Origin of the sequence: Brachybacterium sp. Z12 (assembly GCF_014400405.1) — a bacterium.
Lineage (GTDB): Bacteria > Actinomycetota > Actinomycetes > Actinomycetales > Dermabacteraceae > Brachybacterium.
The window spans coordinates 92,304-112,721 of record NZ_CP060496.1; the positions used below are offsets into that span (position 1 = coordinate 92,304).

The 20,418-nt window shown below is 69.4% G+C and carries 18 protein-coding genes and 4 pseudogenes; 16 read left to right on the forward strand and 6 right to left on the reverse strand.

All coding sequences use genetic code 11. From position 1 onward, the window contains the following. Positions 1-15 precede the first annotated feature (15 nt). The 5 genes from H3H54_RS00500 to H3H54_RS00520 all read right to left on the reverse strand — a co-directional run bounded on the left by H3H54_RS00500 (position 16) and on the right by H3H54_RS00520 (position 3,678). Positions 16-333, reverse strand: coding sequence for a hypothetical protein (locus tag H3H54_RS00500; RefSeq protein ID WP_262425078.1), 318 nt, complete (start codon positions 331-333; stop codon positions 16-18). After that, the gene (locus tag H3H54_RS00505) at positions 333-1,280 is read right to left on the reverse strand and encodes a nitrate/nitrite transporter (protein WP_262425079.1); all 948 of its coding nucleotides are present in this window, start codon (positions 1,278-1,280) and stop codon (positions 333-335) included. Before H3H54_RS00505 ends, H3H54_RS00500 begins: the two co-directional genes overlap by 1 nt. A gap of 135 nt (positions 1,281-1,415) precedes the next feature. Then, a complete protein-coding gene (locus H3H54_RS00510) occupies positions 1,416-2,516 on the reverse strand; it encodes a 2-keto-3-deoxygluconate permease (RefSeq protein WP_262425080.1) in 1,101 nt (366 codons plus the stop codon). A 215-nt stretch (positions 2,517-2,731) separates the two neighbouring features. Then, complete coding sequence (locus H3H54_RS00515) at positions 2,732-3,184, reverse strand: LysR substrate-binding domain-containing protein (RefSeq protein WP_262426356.1); 453 nt, start codon at positions 3,182-3,184, stop codon at positions 2,732-2,734. After that, complete coding sequence (locus tag H3H54_RS00520; protein ID WP_262425081.1) at positions 3,073-3,678, reverse strand: LysR family transcriptional regulator; 606 nt, start codon at positions 3,676-3,678, stop codon at positions 3,073-3,075. Before H3H54_RS00520 ends, H3H54_RS00515 begins: the two co-directional genes overlap by 112 nt. 366 nt (positions 3,679-4,044) lie before the next feature. Between H3H54_RS00520 and H3H54_RS00525 the strand changes: the two genes are divergently transcribed. From H3H54_RS00525 to H3H54_RS00590, 14 genes and pseudogenes are all read left to right on the forward strand, one after another. Beyond that, positions 4,045-4,785 carry a tripartite tricarboxylate transporter substrate binding protein gene (locus H3H54_RS00525; protein WP_262425082.1) on the forward strand — a complete coding sequence of 247 codons (741 nt, stop codon included), beginning with the start codon at positions 4,045-4,047 and terminating at the stop codon, positions 4,783-4,785. Further along, positions 4,749-5,084 carry a tripartite tricarboxylate transporter substrate-binding protein gene (locus H3H54_RS00530; protein WP_262425083.1) on the forward strand — a complete coding sequence of 112 codons (336 nt, stop codon included), beginning with the start codon at positions 4,749-4,751 and terminating at the stop codon, positions 5,082-5,084. Before H3H54_RS00525 ends, H3H54_RS00530 begins: the two co-directional genes overlap by 37 nt. Further along, on the forward strand, positions 5,081-7,282 hold the full coding sequence (locus H3H54_RS00535; RefSeq protein ID WP_262425084.1) for a tripartite tricarboxylate transporter permease: 2,202 nt from the start codon (positions 5,081-5,083) through the stop codon (positions 7,280-7,282). The genes H3H54_RS00530 and H3H54_RS00535 overlap by 4 nt, the downstream gene beginning before the upstream one ends. A gap of 95 nt (positions 7,283-7,377) precedes the next feature. Next, on the forward strand, positions 7,378-7,815 hold the full coding sequence (locus tag H3H54_RS00540; protein WP_262425085.1) for an alcohol dehydrogenase catalytic domain-containing protein: 438 nt from the start codon (positions 7,378-7,380) through the stop codon (positions 7,813-7,815). Next, entirely contained in the window at positions 7,713-8,465 is a 753-nt protein-coding gene (locus H3H54_RS00545; protein WP_262425086.1) for a zinc-binding dehydrogenase, read from the forward strand. Before H3H54_RS00540 ends, H3H54_RS00545 begins: the two co-directional genes overlap by 103 nt. Next, complete coding sequence (gene rhmD / locus H3H54_RS00550; protein ID WP_262425087.1) at positions 8,462-9,649, forward strand: L-rhamnonate dehydratase; 1,188 nt, start codon at positions 8,462-8,464, stop codon at positions 9,647-9,649. Before H3H54_RS00545 ends, rhmD begins: the two co-directional genes overlap by 4 nt. A 236-nt stretch (positions 9,650-9,885) precedes the next feature. Continuing rightward, positions 9,886-10,857 carry a 3-hydroxyacyl-CoA dehydrogenase family protein gene (locus H3H54_RS00555; RefSeq protein ID WP_262425088.1) on the forward strand — a complete coding sequence of 324 codons (972 nt, stop codon included), beginning with the start codon at positions 9,886-9,888 and terminating at the stop codon, positions 10,855-10,857. Between the two features lie 159 nt (positions 10,858-11,016). After that, positions 11,017-12,417 (forward strand): GntP family permease, encoded by a 1,401-nt coding sequence (locus tag H3H54_RS00560; RefSeq protein ID WP_262425089.1) that lies wholly within the window; start codon positions 11,017-11,019, stop codon positions 12,415-12,417. Between the two features lie 92 nt (positions 12,418-12,509). After that, positions 12,510-12,797, forward strand: coding sequence for a four-carbon acid sugar kinase family protein (locus H3H54_RS00565; protein WP_262425090.1), 288 nt, complete (start codon positions 12,510-12,512; stop codon positions 12,795-12,797). Next, positions 12,722-13,876 carry a four-carbon acid sugar kinase family protein gene (locus tag H3H54_RS00570; protein ID WP_262425091.1) on the forward strand — a complete coding sequence of 385 codons (1,155 nt, stop codon included), beginning with the start codon at positions 12,722-12,724 and terminating at the stop codon, positions 13,874-13,876. Before H3H54_RS00565 ends, H3H54_RS00570 begins: the two co-directional genes overlap by 76 nt. Positions 13,877-13,979: 103 nt before the next feature. After that, positions 13,980-14,350, forward strand: a pseudogene (locus H3H54_RS00575) (NAD(P)-binding domain-containing protein); the annotation flags it as partial. Next, a complete protein-coding gene (locus tag H3H54_RS00580; protein ID WP_262426357.1) occupies positions 14,339-14,812 on the forward strand; it encodes an NAD(P)-dependent oxidoreductase in 474 nt (157 codons plus the stop codon). The pseudogene H3H54_RS00575 and the gene H3H54_RS00580, both read left to right, overlap by 12 nt. A 361-nt stretch (positions 14,813-15,173) precedes the next feature. Then, a pseudogene (locus tag H3H54_RS00585) lies at positions 15,174-16,732 on the forward strand (dihydroxy-acid dehydratase). Between the two features lie 225 nt (positions 16,733-16,957). Then, positions 16,958-17,808 (forward strand): annotated as a pseudogene (locus H3H54_RS00590) (fumarylacetoacetate hydrolase family protein). Positions 17,809-17,901: 93 nt separating this feature from the next. Here H3H54_RS00590 and H3H54_RS00595 read toward each other — a convergent pair. After that, positions 17,902-18,659: pseudogene (locus H3H54_RS00595) on the reverse strand (SDR family NAD(P)-dependent oxidoreductase). A 251-nt stretch (positions 18,660-18,910) separates the two neighbouring features. Between H3H54_RS00595 and H3H54_RS00600 the strand changes: the two are divergent. Next, complete coding sequence (locus H3H54_RS00600; RefSeq protein ID WP_262425092.1) at positions 18,911-19,249, forward strand: L-rhamnose mutarotase; 339 nt, start codon at positions 18,911-18,913, stop codon at positions 19,247-19,249. Next, positions 19,246-20,205: an aldo/keto reductase gene (locus tag H3H54_RS00605; RefSeq protein WP_262425093.1), complete on the forward strand. Its 960-nt coding sequence runs from the start codon at positions 19,246-19,248 to the stop codon at positions 20,203-20,205. The genes H3H54_RS00600 and H3H54_RS00605 overlap by 4 nt, the downstream gene beginning before the upstream one ends. Positions 20,206-20,418: the final 213 nt, after the last annotated feature.

The following is a 20,418-nucleotide window of genomic DNA, read 5'->3' on the forward strand; positions in this document are numbered from 1 at the left end:
GTGCCCCAGCGCCCCTCAGGCCTCCTGTGGTGCCAGGGCGTCCTTCCGCCGGCGTCGGGTGGTGATCCACAGTCCGACGCCGGCGGCCACCATCAGCGCCAGCTGCGAGGCTAGAGCCACCCGGTAGTCGGACAGGTCCGCAGCGCCGTCACCGGTGCGCAGGTCCAGCACGATGCCGATCAGCAGCACGGAGACCAGCGAGGCGGAGTATCCGCCGATGTTGACCATGCCGGTGGCGGTGCCGATCGCACGCCGCGGCACCCCGGTGCGGGCCAGGTCGAAGCCGACCGAGCAGGTCGCCGAACCGATCGCCATCGCCGTGATCAGCGGCATCAGTTGCCATGCCGAGAGCTGTCCTGGCACCAGCAGCGTGATCGTCCAGGTTGCGGTGAGGACTGTGCCCGCGATCCATCCGAGCATCGGCCTGTGGTGGGGAAGCGACCGGTGAACACGCCGATCAGCGGGCCCAGGCCCACCATGATCACCACGTTGATCGTCAGCAGCGTGCCTACCTCGGCGGCCCCGATGCCCAGGCTGGTCATGTACGGAACACCCCACATGAACATGAACGAGTTCACCGTCACCAGGCACATCCAGTGCAGGAAGAATCCGGACCAGGCCGAGCGCGAGGTGAAGACGTCCTTCAGCACCTTGCCCGGTCGGGTCACGGGGGCCGGGGTGGCGCCGGGCTCCTCGGGCGGCTCGTCATGGACGACCGCAATCACCAGCAGCACGCTCAGCACCAGGATGAAGGCGAGCGACGCCCAGGCGGCGGTCCAGCCCACGTTGATCAGCAGAGCCAGGAACGGCACCGCGGCGACGGCCTGACCGAACTGGCCGATCATGGTGGCCAACTGGGTGAACACCGGCACCTGCCCGGTGGGGAACCAGGTGGCGATCAGACGGACCACGCTGATCAGGGTGGCCGCATCGCCCACACCGGTCAGCAGCCGGGCCACGAGCGCCGTGGGGACGTCGGTGGCGAAGGCGAGCAGCACCTGCCCGGCCGCCATGATCACCGCGCCCAGCACCATCATGCGGCGGGGGCCGAGGCGGTCCAGCAGCAGCCCGGCGGGGATCTGCGCGGCGGCGTAGGTGCCGAGCTGCACGACCCCGAACAGGCTCAGCACGGCGCCGTCGACACCGAAGCGGGTGGACGCCTCGACGCTCGCTACACCGAAGGAGGCGCGTCCGGAGACGGCGCAGAGGTACGCGAAGACACCGACCGCCCACACCAGGTGGGCTCGGGTCACGCGCGAGCCGGGGCCGGCGGAACTCATGGAGATGTCCTCATCATGTCGGGGACGAAGGGGTCGTGCCGGGTACAGCGAGCGGCCCGAACCCCGTCGAGGGGCCCGAGCCGCTGGTCACCGGTCCGCAGAGCTGTCTGGACCGAGTATGTCCGATCGGCGCGGTCAGGAGCCGTCCGGCTCGCGCCGTCGTCGGCCGAGCGCCGGGCCCTCGGACCGGGCCGCGGCGCTGTCGCTGTTCGCTGCCGGAGCGGTCGCCTCGGCGGCGTCGGCGCCCGCCTCGAGGGCCGACGGTGCGTACTGACCGGGGACCGCCTCGGCGGTGTCCTCGAGCTCATCGGGGTTGTTCAGTGCGCCGTTGCGCTTGAGGAACCACGCCGCGACCAGTGGGGCGGTGATCGCGGAGATCAGTACAGCCGTGGCGACCTGCACTGTCGCCACGTCCACGTACTGCTCGAACCGTGGATCGGCGGAGGCGATGATCGCGGGGGTGACGATGGAGTTGCCCGCTGTGGTGCCGGCGACGAAGCCGATGCCGGAGCGTGGGCCGCGGCGCAGCAGGAAGCGGTAGGCGAGGTACGTGGTGCCGCCGGTGAACGGCGTGACCAGCAGACCAAGCACGATGCCGGTGAGGCCACCGGTCAGAATGGCACTGATGTCGATCCCAGTGCCCAGCCCGAAGGCGAAGAAGGGGATCACGATGTTCGGGACCGGACGCATCACCTCAGTCCACTTGTGGTCGATGTTGCCGACGATGATGCCCAGGACCAGGGGGATGATCGCTGCGGCGAAGGCATCCAGCGGGATCGAGCCCAGGCCGGCGGCGCCGATGAACAGCATGGTGAAGAACGGGCCGTCGTTGACGGCGGAGGCGACATAAGCGCCGCGGTCCGTCTTGTTCCCGTACTTGCCGGTGAAGGCCAGCCAGATGCCTCCGTTGGAGTTGTCGAAGGTGGCTAGCATCGCCACGATCGAGATGCCGAGGAGGCCGTCCAGGCCGACGAGGAATCCTAGGCCCACGATCAGCAGGCCGGGGACGATGGTCTTGCCCAGCAGGATCGCGCCCGTCGTACCGGCAACCGGTCCGATCGAGCGTGGCGTGATCTGCATGCCGGTCGCAAAGATGACCAGCGCCATCAATGGCATCGGAGTGGCGAACAGGGCTGTGGTGAAGCTGCCCATCTCGAGGAATCCCGGGGCCGTTGTACCGACAACAGCGCCGAGGACCAGCGGGATCACCATGGTGCCGCCGGGGATCTTATCCATCGCGCCGTACAGGGGTGAGCGCAGCTTTTTGCGGCTCCTGGTGGGAAGTCTCAGTCACGGTGAGTTCCTTGTCGCCTCATCACGAGCAGGGGACCGCCACGTCACAGCGAGCGCTCGCCGGTGAGGCTGGCGGGCCGTGGTCGATGAACCGACTCCAGTGGCGGCGGAAGGCATGGCCTCCCTGGCCTATAGGATCTACGGTTCCCTCGGGAACGTCAAGGGTCGCCCACCGGGCGCACCCCCGCCGGAGGCGCGGTGGCCAGGATCGTCTCGAACACCACGTCGACGCTCGGCGAGGCGGTGGTCCGCCGGTCACGGGTGACGGCGACCTGGCGCCCTTCGGCCAGCGTCCCCACCGGAATCACCGCCATCCCGGAAGTGTCGCTGATGTGTGCGGCCAGGGAGTTCAGCACCCCCACCCCGAGCCCAGCCCGGGCGAGGTTGACCACGGTCTGGGGCTGCTCGGTCTGCCAGGTCACCGGGATCTCCAGGCCCCAGGCGCGCAGCGCGCTGCCGGTGTCGGGGTCGACCTCCGCGCCGGGGCGTGCCACGGCGATCAACGGGTGATCTGCCACCAGCTCCGGGTCCAGGCCGCCCTCCGGAAGGATCTCGTGCCGTGTGAGCTCATGCTCTGCGGGGACCACGGCCACGTAGCGCTCGGTCCACATCGGCACGCTCTGCAGCTCCTCCGACGGGGGTCCGCGGCCAGCGAATGGATCGCGATGTGGAAGCGTCCGGTGACGATCCCGGAAATCAGGTCCGGCGTCGTGTGCTCGGTCAGTTCCACCCTGACCTGGGGGTGGAGGGCGTGGACCGAGGCGATCACGTCCGGCAGGAACCCGGCGCTGACGCTCGGGTGACAGCCGATCACGACCCGCCCGCGCAGGGTGCCGGTGTGCTGATCGACAGCCTCGACGCCGCGCTCGAGGGTCTCCAGCACGGCGCGGGCGTGGGGCAGGAAGGTGGTGCCCAGCTCGGTGGGCCCGATCGGGCGATGCGTGCGGTCGATGAGGAGCCCGCCGAGGGCCCGTTCGAGGCTGGCGACATGGGTGCTGACCCGCGACTGCGAGCGGTGCAGGGCCCGCGCGGCACCGGAGAAGCTCCCGTGGTCGACGACGGCGACGAAGGTCTCCAGCCAGTCCGTCTGCTCAACTCTGGGCACATTGACTCCTCAGGCGGTGCGGGGGCTCCCGGAGCGTCCGGGAGGTGTCTTGGGGTGGGCGGGAGCGGGTGCTCCCGGCGGTCACGGTTCGGTGACGCGGTCGGTGCGGGGCGCCGCGTCCCTCCAGGTCGCGGCCCTGCCGTGACCCACATTACCAATCCTGGATATAGGATTTTCGGATCGCGGATCCTTTCGAGGCTGTGTCCGGCACCACACGTTGATAGCTTCATCAGTCCGACGTGGAGAGCAGATCCCTCCCCCGACCTCCCGGTGCACACCGACGTGCGCCCGGCTCGCCACCTCGTGCCCCCTCACCGAACCGATGTCCGGTGTCAGATCTGCAAGACGAAGTGGAGTGACCTCATCATGCGAACCCCTCGTACCCGCCGCCTCATGTCCGGCATCGCCGGAGCCGCCGCACTCACCATGGTGGCGGTCGGCTGCTCCGGCGGTGCCGGAGAAGGCGGCGCCGACAATGCGGCCGTGCAGGAATGCAATGACATCAACGCCGAGTACCCCTCCGGACCCGTCGAGCTGATCGTCCCCTGGACTGCCGGTGGCGGGACCGACGGCGTCGCCCGCCTGATCGGCGACCAGCTCTCCGGACAGCTCGGGACCAACGTGAACGTGGTCAACCGCACCGGCGGCTCGGGCGTGGTCGGTCACCAGGCGATGGTGGACGCCGACCCCGACGGCCAGACCATCGGTCTCGTGACCGTGGAGATCGGCATGATGCATCACCAGGGCCTGACCGACATCAGCGGCGAGGACCTCACCGCCATCTCGCAGATGAACGAGGATGGCGCCGGCATTACGGTCGCCGCGGACGCCGAGTGGGAGAGCGCCGAGGAGCTGCTGGCCTACATCGAGGCGAACCCGGGCGAGGTGACCTCCTCCGGGACCGGCCAGGGCGGCATCTGGCACCTGGCCCTGCTGGGCATGCTGATCGACAACGACCTCCCGCTGGATGCGGTCAACTTCGTGCCCTCCGACGGTGCGGCCCCGGCCCTGCAGGAGCTCGTGGCGGGTGGCATCGACATGACCACCAATGCACTGGGGAGTCCAAGGTCATGCTCGATTCCGACCGGGCCAAGGCTCTCGGCGTGATGGGCACCGAGGCCGACCCGAACTTCCCCGACGTGCCCACCCTCCAGGAGCAGACGGGCTCGGACTATTCCATGAGCGTGTGGCGCGGCATCGCTGGGCCCGTGGACATGGATCCGACGGTCGTCGAGGAGCTCGAGTGCCATCTCGGGCTGGTCGCCGAGTCCGATGAGTTCAACGACTTCATGTCGGACTCGGGTCTGGGTGTGAAGTACGCCGGCGCCGAGGACTTCCAGACCCTCATGCGCGAGGACGATGAGCAGAAGGGCAAGGTCATGGAGGAAGCGGGGCTCGCGAAGTGACCGCTGCCGATCCCTCCGCTGCTGAGGTCTCGGCTCGCGGCAACCTCGTGATCGGTATCGCGTCGATCGCCGTCGGAGCGGTGGTGATCCCCTACGGCGCGGGCATGCCGTTCATTCGCGAGGGGATCCCCGGGCCGGGACTGTTCCCGATGATGATCGGCGGGCTGCTGATCATCTTCGGTGTCCTGCTGCTGCTGACCTCGGCGCTCTCGGCCCGGCGTGAACGCCTCCACGGCGAGCAGATGGCCGTGGCCGAGGCGGAGGCCCCGCCGGCCGCCGCCACCCCATCGGCTCCGGCCGATGAGGGCATCAGCGCGGTGCCGACCAGCGACGACGACGTCTCCACGGAGGAGATGGCCACCCAGGCCGTGGCGGACACCGACATCGGGTCCGACGGCATCAGGCGGTGGATCAACGGCGCCATCCTCATGGGCGGGATCGTGTTCTTCGTCCTCTTCGCCGAGATTCTCGGGTTCCCGCTGACCATGGCGATCCTGGTGGCCGCGATCGTGGGGTCGCTGCGGGCGAAGTGGTGGGTCGCCGTGATCACCGGTGTGCTGACAGCGATCGGTCTGTGGCTGATGTTCGAGCAGGGCCTGATGGTCCAGCTTCCCGACGGCCCGTTCAGGGGTTCTGACATGATCGAGAACTTCGAAGGCGCACTGCTGCTGATCGCCGACCCCACCACCATCCTGGTGGTCGTGTTGGCCGGCGTGTTCGGTCTGGTGATCGGTGCGCTGCCGGGCATGACCGCGACGCTGGCGGCGGCACTCCTCGTGCCGTTCACCTTCTTCCTGGATCCGGTGCCGGCGATCGCCGCCATCATCACGATGTCGGCGATGGCCATCTTCGCCGGCGACATCCCCAGCGCCCTGCTGAGGATTCCCGGCACGCCGTCATCGGCCGCGTACACGGAGGATGCCTTCGCGCTGACCCGTAACGGCAAGGGATCCCTCGGCCTGGGCGTGTCACTGGTCGCCTCGGTGGCCGGTGGCCTGTTCGGCTCAGTGGTGCTGATCTTCGTCTCCCCGATCCTGGGCGAGTTCGCGCTGCGGTTCACCAGCTACGAGTACTTCTGGGTGGCGGTGCTGGGCCTGACGGCCGCGGTGATCGTCTCCAAGGGAGCGCAGCTCAAGGGCGGCATCGCGCTGATGGCCGGTCTGCTGATCTCGACCGTCGGCCTCGACGTGACCCTCGGACATCCGCGCTTCACCTTCGGTGAAGAGCAGCTGTACCGGGGCGTGGACTTCATCGCCGCAATGATCGGCCTGTTCGGACTGTCAGAGGTGCTGCGCGCGGTCACCGCCAAGAAGGGCCAATCGCTGCCGATCCCCCGGCTCGAGGGGCGTGGCGCCCTGCGCCAGACCCTCAAGGCGATCTGGAAGAACAAGGGCCGCGTGGGCTCGGGGTCCGTGATCGGCGGTGTGGTGGGTGCACTGCCCGGCGCCGGCGCCGACATCGCGGCCTGGATCTCCTACGCCTTCACCCGCGCCACCTCGCGGGTGCGTAAGGGCAAGACCGCCGACGACGCCCGCATCGAAGCGATCTCCGGCGCCTCCAGTGCCAACAATGCAGGCATCGCCTCGGCCTACGTGCCAACGCTGGCCTTCGGGATCCCCGGTGACACCATCACCGCGATCCTGATCGGTGTGCTCCTGGTCAAGGGCATCACGCCTGGTCCGGACCTGTTCCTGTACCAGACCGACACCCTGTACGCCGTGTACCTCATCTTCATCATCGCCAACCTGCTGCTGCTGCCGCTGGGCTTCCTGCTGATCAGGGCCTCGGGCTTCGTGCTGCGGATCCCGCGGTCGGTGCTGATGGGCCTGATCGTGGCGATCTCGATCTGCGGCGCGTTCGCGATCAACAACGGTTACCTCGAGGTCGGGCTGATGGTCGCTTTCGGGATCCTGGGCTACCTGTTCGAAAAGGGTGGGATCCCCCTGGCGCCGGTGGTGCTGGGGATCGTCCTGGGGCCGATCGTCGAGCGCAACTTCATGCAGTCGGTGATCAAGACGAACTGGGATCTGACCCAGTTCTTCACCCGTCCCATCAGCGCGGTGCTGATCATCCTGGTGGCCCTCGCGATCGCTTCGGCACCGGTGATGGGCTGGCTGGGCAAGCGTGCCGAGCGCACTGCGGCCCTCAAGGCCGCTCGCAACCGGGCTGTCAACGCCGACGCCGGCATCAGCTCCTGACCCGAGACGGACCCGGGGCCGCGTCGTTCGCGGCCCCGGGCCCGCTACCCCTCTGTCTCCACACCGTCCCCGGAATCTCACGAAGGAGCTTTCCCGTGCGTGCTCTCGTCCTGTCCGACTACCACCACATCGATGTCGTCGAGCGGCCCAGGCCCAGGCCCAGCGCGGGGGAGGTGTTGCTGCGCATCGCCGCCACCGGCATCTGCGGGTCCGACTTCCACGGCTTCACCGGGGACAATGGCCGGCGCTTCCCCGGGCAGATCATGGGCCATGAGGCGGCTGGCACGATCGCGGCGCACGGCCCCGGGGTCGACGTCGAGGCTCTGCCGCTCGGCGCCCCGGCCACCTTCAACCCCTGGTGGTCCCGCCGGAGGAGGCGGAGGCCTACCGTGACCGTGAGCAGCACGCTCCCGGCAAGCAGGTCATCGGGGTGGCGCCCGACGTTCAGGCGGCCTTCGCCGATTACCTGGTGGTGCCCGAACGGAACGTGCTGCTGCTGGATCCTGAGCTCCCGCTCCACCTCGGCGCATTGATCGAGCCCCTCGCCGTCTCCGTCCACGCCGTGCGCCTCGGCAGCCCCACCCCGGGCTCGAAGGTGCTGGTCATCGGCGGCGGGCCGATCGGCCAGAGCGTGGTGATCGCCCTGCAGATGGCCGGCGTCCGCGAGATCGCGCTGTCCGAACCCGCCGAGGACCGTCGCGAGCTGGTCTCCACGCTAGGCGTGACCGTGCTCGACCCCGCGGACGGACCGGTCCCCGAGCAGGCCGCCGAGGCGCTCGGAGCCCCGGCGGACCTCGCCATCGACGCCGTCGGCGTCTCTGCCACCATGGCCGATGCGCTGAAGGCCACCCGCCTTGGCGGCAGCGTGGTGCTGGTGGGGATGGGCTCGCCGACGCTCGAGATCCCCGCTTTCGCGGTCAGCACCGAGGAGCGCTCCATCGTCGGCTCCTTCACCTACACCGCACGCGACTTCGCCGACGCGACCGCGTGGGCCGGAGCCCATGCCGCTGCGCTCGCCCCGCTGGTCAGCCGCACCGTGCCGCCGACGCAGGCCCACGAGGCCTTCACCGCGCTCGCTGCGGGGGATGGACCGCCCGGCAAGATCCTGGTCGCCTTCGACGACGAACCCCGCAACGATCTCGGCACCAGCGCCGCACCGACCCTTCAAGAGGCCACCCGATGAACGCCACCCACACTCGCACCATCGCCCACGTCCGCGCCTACACGGTCACCGGCGGCGGGGCCGACTACCACGACCAGGGCGCGGACCACTGGATCGACGATCACATCGCCACCCCGATGTCGATCTACCCCGAGTACGCCCAGTCCCGCCAGTCCTTCGGCCTGAACGTGCTGGGCACCCTGATGGTCGAGATCGAGGCTGACGACGGCACCGTCGGCTTCGCCGTCTCCACCGGCGGCGACCTCGGCGCCTGGATCGTCGAGAAGCACCTGGCCCGCTTCCTCGAGGGCGCCAAGGTCACCGACATCGAGCGGATCTGGGACCAGATGTACCGCTCGACCCTGTTCTACGGGCGCCGAGGCATCGTGCTGAACACGATCTCCGCGGTGGACCTGGCGCTGTACGACCTGCTGGGACGCCTCCGCCAGGAACCGGTCTACGCCCTGCTGGGCGGGCCGGTGCGCGATGAGCTGACCATGTACGCCACCGGTGCGCGCCCCGACATCGCCAAGGAGCTCGGCTTCATCGGCGGCAAGATGCCGCTGCACTACGGCCCCGCCCACGGTGAGGAGGGCATGAACAAGAACATCGAGCTGCTGGCCGATATGCGCGAGCGGGTGGGCGATGACTTCTGGCTGATGTACGACTGCTGGATGTCGCTTGACGTCGACTACGCCACCCGCCTGGCCCACCGCGCCCACGACTACGGGCTGCGCTGGCTCGAGGAAGCACTGATCCCCGACGACTACTGGGGCTACCAGCAGCTGCGCCAGAACGTGCCCAAGGGCATGCTGGTCACCACCGGCGAGCACGAGGCCACCCGCTGGGGGTTCCGCCAGCTGCTGGAGATGGGCGCGGCGGACATCATCCAGCCGGACGTCGGCTGGTGCGGCGGCATCACCGAGCTGCTCAAGATCTCCGCGCTCGCTGACGCCCACGGCGCGATGGTGGTCCCGCACGGCTCCTCGGTGTACTCGTACCACTTCGTCATCACCCGCACGAACAGCCCGTTCTCGGAGTTCCTGATGATGCATCCGACGGCCGAGGAGATCGTCCCGATGTTCTCCCCGATGCTGCTGGGCGAGCCGGTGCCCGTGAACGGGAAGATCCGCGTGCCTGAGACGCCCGGCTTCGGTGTCGAGTTCAACCCGGAGATTCCGAGGTCCCGTCCCTACACCCACTGAGCGAGGGCCTGGTCCCGCAGGGCGGGACGAGGGTGGTGGAGGTGGTCATGTCCGGGAGATGATGTGACGAGGGTCCCGGGACGTTCGTCACATCCGTGCGCGGCGATATCCAATAGGATCTGTATTATCGCGTGAACGAGATGACCGCGCGGACTCTCGGCAGACGCCGAGCAGGGGCGTAGGCATCGGTGCTGCCCACTGTGGCGGCAACCCGTACAGACGAAGGAGTCCCCCAGATGACCATCTCCACCGTGACGATCGTCGGCGCCGGCTACATGGGCGGAGGGATCGCCCAGGTCCTCGCCATCGCCGGCTTCGACGTGACGATCGCCGATGTCAGCGTCGAGAACGCGAACGCCTCCCTCGAGCGCCTCCAGAAGGAGGCCCGTGATTTCGAGGAGCAGGGCCTGTACGCCCCCGGCTCCGCCGATCTCGTCGCGAAGAACATCTCCGCCGGCAAGTCCATCGAGGACGCCGTGGCCGATGTCGACTTCATCGAGGAAGCTGTGTTTGAGCGCATCGATGTCAAGCGCGACGTCCTCGCGAAGATCTCCGAGCACGCCCGCCCGGACGCGATCATCGGCACCAACACCTCGACCATCCCGGTCAGGGAGCTCGAGAGCGCCGTGAAGAACCCCGAGCGCTTCCTCACCGTGCACTTCTCCAACCCGGCACCCTTCATCCCGGGCGTCGAGCTGGTCGCCGGCGAGACCACCACCCCTGAGGCGGTCGCGGCCGTCAAGGAGCTGCTGGAGAAGTCCGGCAACCAGGGCGCACAGGTCGCCGACACCCCCGGCATGGTCCTGAACCGCCTCCAGTACGCGCTGCTGAAGGAGGCCACCTCCGTCGTCGAGGAGGGCGTCGCCACCGCGGAGGACGTGGACACCATCGTCCGCACCACCTTCGGCTTCCGCCTGGGCTTCTTCGGACCCTTCGCGATCGTCGACCAGGCTGGGCTGGACGTGTACGCGAGCTCCTTCGTGACCTTCGAGGGTGCCTTCGGCGATCGCCTGTCCACCCCCAAGATCCTCACCGACTCCGTCGCCGAGGACCGCAAGGGCGTCAAGAACGGCAAGGGCCTGCTCGGCGATTACGACGAGGAGACCGCCGCGGAGCTGGTCGCCTACCGCAACAAGGCCTACGCGAAGATGTCGCAGCTGCTGGCAGAGCTCGGCCCGGCGCCCAAGCCCACCCCCAGGAACGCCTGACCCTCACCCACCCTCACCCCGCGGGCTCTGCCCGTCGGCCGGGCATCGTCGCCCGGGAACTGAGCTGAACGCTCGGGACCCGCGCACGAGCCCGGGTCCCGAGCGTTTCTGCTTCGGGGCTCCCGACGGAGCGCGCCCGCCCATCCTCTGGAGATATCCGTGGAAGAACTCGTCCTCGCGGAGCGGCCGGTCTGGCTGCTCCTGACGATCGCGGTCGTCGCGATCGTCCTCCTGCTGGTCCTGATCATCAAGGCCCGTCTGCATGCCTTCTTCTCCCTGCTGATCATCGCGGTGGCCACCGGCCTCGCTGCGGGGATCGGGGTCGGCGACGTCATCGACGTGGTGATAGCCGGCTTCAGCACGACCGTCGGAACAGTCGCGCTATTGGTCGGCTTCGGCGCCGTGCTCGGCAGACTCGTCGAGATCACCGGCGGCGCGCAGGTGCTCGCCGACAAGATGCTCGACACCTTCGGGGAGAAGCGGGCACCGCTGGCCCTCTCCGTCGCGTCGCTGTTCTACGCGTTCCCGATCTTCCTGGACGCCGGCTTCATCGTGATGCTGCCGGTCATCTACACCGTGGCCCGCCGTCTCGGCGGCTCGTTCATGCTCTACGTGCTGCCCTCGATCGCGTCGTTCATGATGATGCACGCGCTGCTGCCCCCGCACCCGGGCCCCACCGCCGCCGCCATCATGATGGGCGCCGACGTCGGCCTCGTCATCGTCGTCGGACTGCTCATCGGCCTCCCCACCTGGTACTTCGGTGGCTACCTGGTCGCCCGTGCCATCGCCAAGCGCTACCCGAACACCCCGGTGCCGGCCTTGCTCGGCGAGCCGCGCGACGTCCCGGAGGAGGAGCGTCCCTCCTTCGGCTCGATCATCCTGGTGCTGCTGATGCCGCTGGTGCTGATCTTCTTCAACACCGGCATGGCCACGATGGAGAAGTCCGGCTCGATCAGCGCCGACAACGCCCTCTTCCATCTCTCTCGCCTGCTCGGCGCGACCCCGGTGGCGATGGCGCTCTCCGCCCTGGCTGCCATGCTGCTGCTGTACGTGATCCCGCGGCGCCGCCGCGGTGAGAAGGTCGGTGGACTGCTCGAGGACCTCGTGGATGACGCGCTCGCGCCCGTCTGCTCGATCATCCTGATCACCGGTGCGGGCGGCGCGTTCGGCCGCATCCTCACCGAGACCGGCATCGGCAACGAGGTCGCCAACGGTCTGGATGCGATGGGCCTGCCGCTCATCGTCTCCGCCTACCTCGTGACCATGGCCATGCGCATCGCGCAGGGCTCGGCCACCGTCGCCGCCACCACCGGTGCTGCGATCATGGCCCCGGCCATCATGGGCGGCGACTTCAGCGCGATCGCCGTGTCCGCCATGGTCATCGCGATCGGTGCCGCCTCGATCGGCTGGTCGCACGTGAACGACTCCGGCTTCTGGCTGATCGGCAAGTTCTGCGGCTTCGACACCGTGACCACCTTCAAGACCTGGTCGGTCGTGGGCACCACCATCTCGCTCGTCGGCTTCGCGCTGTCGGCGGTGGTGTTCGTCATCTTCGCATGACCAGCGTCTGAGACAGTGAGGGCCGGTGCATGATCGCGCACCGGCCCTCACCTGTTCCCGTTCCACCCACTGACCCTCGGAAGAAGGCCTTCGTGACCGTCGCCCCCTCCCGCCGCCTGCTCGTCCTCGACGATGACCCCACCGGCTCGCAGTGCGTGGCTGGCATCGACGTGGCCTTCGACGACGACCCCTCGATCCCGGTCGAGGTGCTCTCCACCCCGGGCAGCGCCTGCTTCGTGCTGACCAACACCCGTGCCCTGGACGAGGACGCGGCCGTGGCGATGAACCGGCGGATCGTCGGGGAGTGCTCGATGGCGGGATCCCCGCGAGCGGCCTGCACGTGGTCTCCCGCTCGGACTCCACCCTGCGCGGGCACGTGATCGCCGAACCGGTCGCGATCGCCGATGAGCTCGCCGCCCACGGGGTCGAGGTCGACGCCTTCGTGCTGTGCCCGGCGATGATCGAGGCGGGCCGCTTCACCGAGGGCGACATCCACTACGCCACGGTGGAGGGGAAGGCGGTCGAGGTCGCCGAGACCGATTTCGCCCGCGACGCCACCTTCGGCTACACCCACTCCGACCTGCGCAAGTTCCTCGCCGAGCGCTCTGCCGGCACGATCGATGCAGCGAGCGTCCTCAGCATCTCCCTCGAGGACATCCGCACCGGCGGCCCCTCCCGGGTGCGCGAGATCCTCACCGGTGCTCGCCAGCGGGCCTGGGTGGTCGTCAACGCCACCGAGTACTCCGACATGGAGGTCGTCGCCGAGGCGATGGCCGTGCTCGAGGCCGAGGGCCGCACCTACGTCACCCGCTGCGCACCGTCTTTCGTGCGGCCGCTGACCGGCCAGTCCGGTGCGCGCGTGGTCGACGCGGATGCCATCGCCATCCCGGCGGGCCGGCTCGATCACGGCCTGGTGGTGGTGGGCTCGCACGTGGGCCTGACCACCACCCAGCTGCGCGCCGTGCAGGAGCGCGGCACCCTCACCGAGTTCGAGATCCACGTCCCCTCCGTCCTCGACGAGCGCCGCGAGCAGCACCTCACGGACCTCGTGGAGAAGGTGCGAGAAGCGCTCGCCGGCAGCGACTGCGTGCTCTACACGAGCCGTGACCTGGTGCGCACCGACGACCCCGCCGAGTCCCTCGCGATCGCCCGCAGCGTCTCCGACGCCGTGGTCGAGGTGGTCCAGAAGGTGCGCACGGCACGGCCCGCCTGGGTCGTCGCCAAGGGCGGCATCACCTCGCACGAGGTCGCCGCGAACGGCCTCGGGATCCGCCGCGCAACGGTCGAGGGCCAGTTCTGGGCCGGGCAGGTCTCCCTGTTCTCCGCCGAGCAGGCCCCCGAGGAGGTCCTCGGCATGCCGTACGTCGTCTTCCCCGGCAACGTGGGCGGGGCGCAGGCCCTGGCCGACGTCGTGGACACCCTCACCGCCGCCGTCGCGGCCCGCCCGTCCCATCACTGACCGCTGAGGAGCTCCCATGGATACTGCCGCTGCCACTGCCACTGACCCCGCCACCACCCCCACCTCCGTCGCCTGGATCGGACTGGGCGCCATCGGCACCCCGATGGCCCGCACCGCCGCCGACGCCGGGTTCCCCGTCACCGCCTTCGACCTGAACCCCGCCGCCCGCGCGAGGCCGTGCGTGACGTCGCCACCCCTGCCGCCTCGGCCCGCGAGGCCGCTGCCGGAGCCGACGTCGTGGTCGCGATGGTCGCGACCCCCGAGCAGCTGGATGCCGTCCTCTTCGGCGAGGAGGGCATCAGCGAGGTCCTCACGGAGGCGACGACGCTGCTGATCATGTCCACCGTCGGCCCTGCCGCGATCGAGCAGACCCTCACGGCGCTCGAGGGCATCACCTCCCACGTGGTCGATGCGCCCGTCTCCGGCGGCGCCGCCCGCGCGGCGACCGGGGACCTGCTGGTGATGGTCGGCGGGGCCGACGCCGACGTCGCCGCCGTGCGCCCTGTGCTGGACGCCCTCGCCTCGAACGCCCCCGTGGTGGGGCAGAAGCCCGGCGACGGCCAGCGGTTCAAGATCGTGAACCAGCTGCTGTGCGGCGTGCACATCGCCGCAGCCGGTGAGGCGCTCGCTCTCGCCGACTCGATGGGCCTGGACCTGAAGCAGGTCCACGAGGTGCTGGGCACCGGCGCGGCGGCGTCGTTCATGTTCGGCGACCGCGGCCAGCGCATGGTCGACGGTGCCTTCGACGACGTCCGCTCCGCGCTGACCATCTTCGTCAAGGACATGGGCCTGGTCGCCGAAGCGGCCCGTGAGGTCGGCCAGGAGGTCCCGCTCACGAGTTCCGCGCAGAAGACCTATCAGCGAGGCAGCGAGCTGGGATGGGACCGCCGCGACGACTCGATCGTGTATGAGGTGCTGCGCCGCGGCGAGGGCTGATCCGCCCCCGCCCGCCTCCTTCTGCTCGGCCACCGCGGCCCGGCAGGACCAAGCCCAGACATCCTAACTCTCCGAAGTTCGGCACGGTCGGACCTGGCGGGGATTCCGATTCTCCGGTGTCAGTCTCGAACTGACGAGCTGAGGGGCCCGGTAGACGTAGGATGATAAGTACCTTGACCGCACCATCCTGAGGGGAGTGACGATGTCCGAGCTGAGGAGCTCCCAGTGGTACGTCGGAGACGACCGCAACGCCTACATCCATCGCGCGTGGATGCGACGAGGACTGCCGGATTCCGCCTTCGACGGCAGCCGTCCCCACATCGCCATCGCGAACACCGCGAGCGACCTGGTGCCCTGCAACATGCACCTCGGGGAGATCGCGAAGTCTGTCGCGAACGGTATCTACGAGGCGGGCGGAATCCCGCTGGACCTGCCGGTGATGGGGATCGGTGAGACGCAGGTGCGTCCCACCGCCATGCTCTGGCGCAACCTCGCGGCGATGGAGATGGAGGAGCTTTTCCGCGCCAATCCCGTCGACGCGGTCGTGCTGCTCGGCGGCTGCGACAAGACTGTTCCGGCGCTGCTCATGGCGGCGGCTTCGGTGGGTCTGCCCGCGATCGTGGTGCCCGGCGGCCCGATGATCTCCGGATCCTTCCGTGGCAATGCCCTGGGATGCGGCACCGATGTGTGGAAGCTCAGCGAGGACGTGCGCGGCGGAGAACTCTCCGCCAAGGAGTTCCTCACCTCCGAGTCGTCCATGATCCGCTCCAAGGGGCACTGCAACACCATGGGCACCGCCTCCACCATGGCGCTGATGGCCGAGGCGCTGGGGATGGTCATGCCCGGTCTCGGCGGCACCCCGGCCCCCGACTCGCGTCTGCTCGTGGGAGCCCACGAGAGCGGGCGGCGCATCGTGGAGATGGTCGAAGCCGAACTCACCCCCAAGCGATCATCACCGAGCAGAGCTTCCACAACGCGATCGTCGCATTGGCCGCGATCGGCGGATCCACCAACGCGGTCGTGCACCTGCTGGCCATCGCCGGCCGGCTGGGGGTGGATCTCTCTGTGGACGACTTCGACCGGATCGGCTCCGACGTGCCGCTGCTGGTGAATCTGCAGCCCTCGGGCACGCACCTGATGGACGACCTCCACCGCGCCGGAGGCTTCCTCGCGGTGCTGCGCGAGGTGCAGGACCTGCTGGACCCGACGCCGCTGACCGTGTCCGGACGGCCCCTGGTCGAGCACCTCGCCGCTGCCCCGGTGTGGGACGAGGACGTCATCTTCCCGCGAGGTCGGCCGCTCCAGGAGCATGCGGGGATCGCGGTCCTGCGGGGCAACCTGGCCCCTGGCGGCGCGATCGTCAAGCCGTCCGCGGCGACGCCCGAGCTGCTCCAGCATCGCGGCCCGGCGCTCGTCTTCGACTCGATCGAGGACTTCCGCGCACGGATCGACGACCCCGAGCTCGAGGTCGACGAGAACTCGGTCCTCGTCCTCCGTGGCTGTGGCCCGAAGGGCTACCCGGGCATGCCCGAGGTCTCGAACATGCCGTTGCCGCGCAAGCTGCTGGAACGCGGGATGCGCGACATGGTGCGCATCAGCGACGGTCGGATGAGCGGGACGGCGTACGGCACGGTCATCCTGCATGTGACGCCCGAGGCTGCTGACGGAGGGCCCCTGGGCCTGGTCCGCACCGGCGACACCGTCGTCCTCGATGTCGCCGGGCGACGTCTGGATATCGAGGTCAGCCCGGAGGAGCTCGCCGCGCGTCGACCCAGCGAGGCCTCCGAGGCCGGATTCGCCCGCCCGGAGCGCGGCTGGGAGAAGCTCTACGTCGACCACGTGACCCAGGCCGACTCCGGCGCCGACCTCGACTTCCTGCGAGGCGGCAGCGGCAATGAGGTGCATCGTGAGTCGCACTGATCGCGCGCTGAGCCTCAGCGACGAAGACCTCCGAGGACTGGCGAGGTCCCATTGGACGCTCGTTTGCGCCTCACGTGAGCCCGTGCGGTAACAATCCGCGTCTCGGCATTGAGTCATCGGATGTCTGCATGGTGTCCAGTTGCCCACGGCGCGCCAGTTGCTGGGAGACTGGAGACCCCCTGTACGCCTCGGCGAGGTGCCGAGACCCCCTGAAACGGAGTGACAATGCAGCTGCGTCGTCTCGGCCTTGCCGGCCAGGAGAAGCCCGCCCTCGTCCATGAGGGCACCACCTATTCCCTCGACGGGATCACCCCGAGACATCGACGGTGAGTTCCTGGCCGCCGACGGCATCGCGAAGGTGCGCGCCGCCCTCGAGGCGGGGGAGCTCCCGGTCTGGAGCGATGCGGACTCGGAGCGTATCGGCTCGCCGATCGCCCGCCCCACCGCGGTGATCTGCATCGGCCAGAACTACGCCGCGCACGCCGCCGAGTCCGGCGCCGAGCCGCCCACGACCCCGATCGTGTTCTTCAAGCACCCCAATACCGTCGTCGGCCCCCACGACGAGGTGGAGATCCCCCGGGCGCCGAGAAGGTGGATTGGGAGGTCGAGCTCGGGGTCGTGATCGGTCGCGAGGCGTCCTACCTGGCCGACGAGCAGGAGGCCCTGGACGTCATCGCGGGCTACGTCACCAGCCACGACGTCTCCGAGCGCGACTTCCAGATCGCGGAGTCCGGGGGTCAGTGGTCCAAGGGCAAGTGCGCCAAGAGCTTCAACCCCGTCGGCCCCGCCCTGGTGACGGCCGATGAGGTCGACCCGCAGGCGCTGCGCCTGTGGTCGTCGGTCAACGGCGAGGCTCGCCAGGATTCCACCACGGCGGACATGATCTTCAGCGTCGCCCAGCTGGTCCATCACCTCTCGCAGTACATGGTCCTCTCGCCCGGTGACCTCATCAACACCGGCACCCCCAGGGCGTCGCGCTCTCGGGCCGTTTCCCGTACATCGCCGACGGCGATGTGGTGGAGATGGGCATCGAGGGTCTTGGCGAGCAGCGCCAGACCTTCCGCGCCCGCGCCTGAGCGCAGAAGAGGGTCGACAGGCGATTGCCTGTCGACCCTCTCGTGTCCGGTCCGGCCCCGGGCCGCGGCACGGCGACCCGGGACCGGGGTGGATCAGCGGGCCACGCGCACGCCGGTCACCCCTCCGTCGATCGAGAGCAGCACGCCCACGGTGGACTTGTTGCGGGGCGAGGCCAGGTAGCAGTGCGCCTCGGCGACCTCCTCCGGCTCGACCAGGCGCCCGTGCGGCTGGCGGCCTCGAGGGCCGTACGCTCGGCGGCGGGGTCGTCGGCCTGGTCCAGGAGCCGGCCCACCCAGGGTGTGTTCGCTGTGCCGGGCAGGACGGCGTTGACGCGGATGCCCTCCCCGATCAGATCTGCGGCCGTGGCCAGGGTCATGGACTGCACCGCGCCCTTGGTCGCCGAGTACAGCACCCGCTGCGGCAGGCCGATCGCGGAGGCGATGGAGGCGGTGTTGACGATCGCGGCGTTCTCCGAGCGGCGCAGGTAGGGCAGCGCGTATCGGATGACACGCGCCACAGACGTCACGTTGACGTCCATGACCCGGGCCCACTCGGCGTCGTCGTTCGCGGTGACGTCGCCCTGGGCGCCGATCCCCGCGTTGTTGATGACCACGTCCAGGCCGCCGAGCTGTGCGGCGGCGCTCTCGACCGCCTGCTGGACCTCGCTGGAGACGGAGATGTCGCACTGCAGGGCGAAGACGCCGTCGGGCGCGCCGTCGGGGCTCAGATCGAGTACGGCGACCTGCGCCCCGCGGGACAGCAGTGCGGACGCCGTCGCCGCACCGATCCCGGAGGCCCCGCCGGTCACCAGGGCGCGGATGCCGGCGTACTCCGCTGCGGGATCGTGCACGCGCGGTTGGGGGATTGGCTCACGGATGACTCCTCATCGAGTGTCGGGATCTTCTTCGCAGTCATCCTAACTCTCGCGGTGCTTCGCGGTGCAGGAGGTCCGGGCTCCGAACCCTTCTAGCAGGAGTTGACGTCGAGTACGTCGACGAGCAGGATGTGCATGAGCGTATAGGTCCGATGATTGAGCGGTGGGCGAGAATGCCTCATGACTCACCGCACATCAGGATTTCTGTGTCTTCGGAAGGAATGACGATGGAACGGATCGCCCTGCACACCCGCATCGCCGAGGGGCACGAGGCTGACTACGACCGCGAGCACGCCCGCATCCCCGACGAGGTCGACACGGCCCTGCGCGCGGCCGGGGTGCACGCTTGGGGGATCTGGCGCGATGGCCGCGACATCTTCCACCTGGTCGAGGTGGAGGACTACTCCGCGATGCGACGGCAGCTCGCTGGCGACCCCGCGAACCTCCGCTGGCAGGAGCACATCAACCAGTTCCTCGAGGTAGTCGACGACTACGGCGGCGAGGACTCCGGGATCCGGCCCGTCTGGTCCCTGCCTGCGCACGCTCCGACGGCGGGCGAGGCATGAGCCGCGGCCCCGCCCTCGAGCTGCCCCGGCTGGGCTTCGGCGCCGCCCAGCTCGGCAACCTCTACCGGCCCACCACCGATGAGGAGGCCGGCGGCGCGGTCAGCGCCGCCTGGGATGCCGGGATCCGGTATTTCGATACCGCGCCCCATTACGGGATCGGCACCAGCGAGCGCCGTCTCGGACAGCGCCTCGCCGGGTATCCGCGCGAGGAGTACCTGGTCTCCACCAAGGTGGGGCGACTGCTGCTGCCCGGGCCCGGCACCGGGGACGACATGGCGAACGCCTTCGCCGTCCCCGACGACGATCACGTGCGGCAATGGGACTTCTCCGAGGCCGGGGTGCGACGCTCGCACGCAGAGTCCCTCGAGCGGCTGGGCCTGGACCGGGTCGACATCCTGTTCGCCCACGACCCCGAGGAGGGGCCGACGCAGCAGGCCTTCGACGAGGGGCTGCCCGCCCTGGCCCGGATGCGGGAGGAGGGGCTCGTCCGCGCGATCGGTGTGGGCTCCAAGGACACCGCCGTCCTGCTGCGGGCCGTGCGCACCGGTCTGATCGACCTGATCATGCTCTCGGGCCGGTACACCCTGCTCGAGCAGGCCGAGGCCGCCGAGCTGCTCGAGGAGTGCGTGCGCCACGACGTGGGCATCGTGGCCGTCTCCGTGTTCAACTCAGGCCTGCTCGCCCAGCACCAGGTGCCCGACGACGCCACCTACGAGTACGCCCAGGCCCCCGCCGCGCTGCTCGCCCGCGCACGTGAACTCGCGGGCATCGCCGAGCGGCACGGCGTGACCCTCCCGGACCTCGCCGTCCAGCACCCGCTGCGCCACCCCGCCGTGCGCTCGGTGGTGCTGGGGATGCGCACCGCCGCCCAGGTCCGCTCCAACGCCCAGCGGATGGGCACCGAGATCCCGGCCGCGGCCTGGGAGGACGTCGCACAGACGGCAGAGCCCCGATGATCCCCGCCCTCCCGGTGACCGACGCGCACCTGCACCTGTGGGATCTCGAGGCGAGCCCCTACGCGTGGCTCGCCGGGGCCCCCGCCCCGCTGCGCCGCACGGTCGGCATCGAGGACGTGCGGGAGGATCTGCGCGCCCACGGCGTCACCCGCGTGATCCTGGTGCAGGCCGACGACACCCCCGAGGACACCGCGCACATGCAGGCCACGGCCC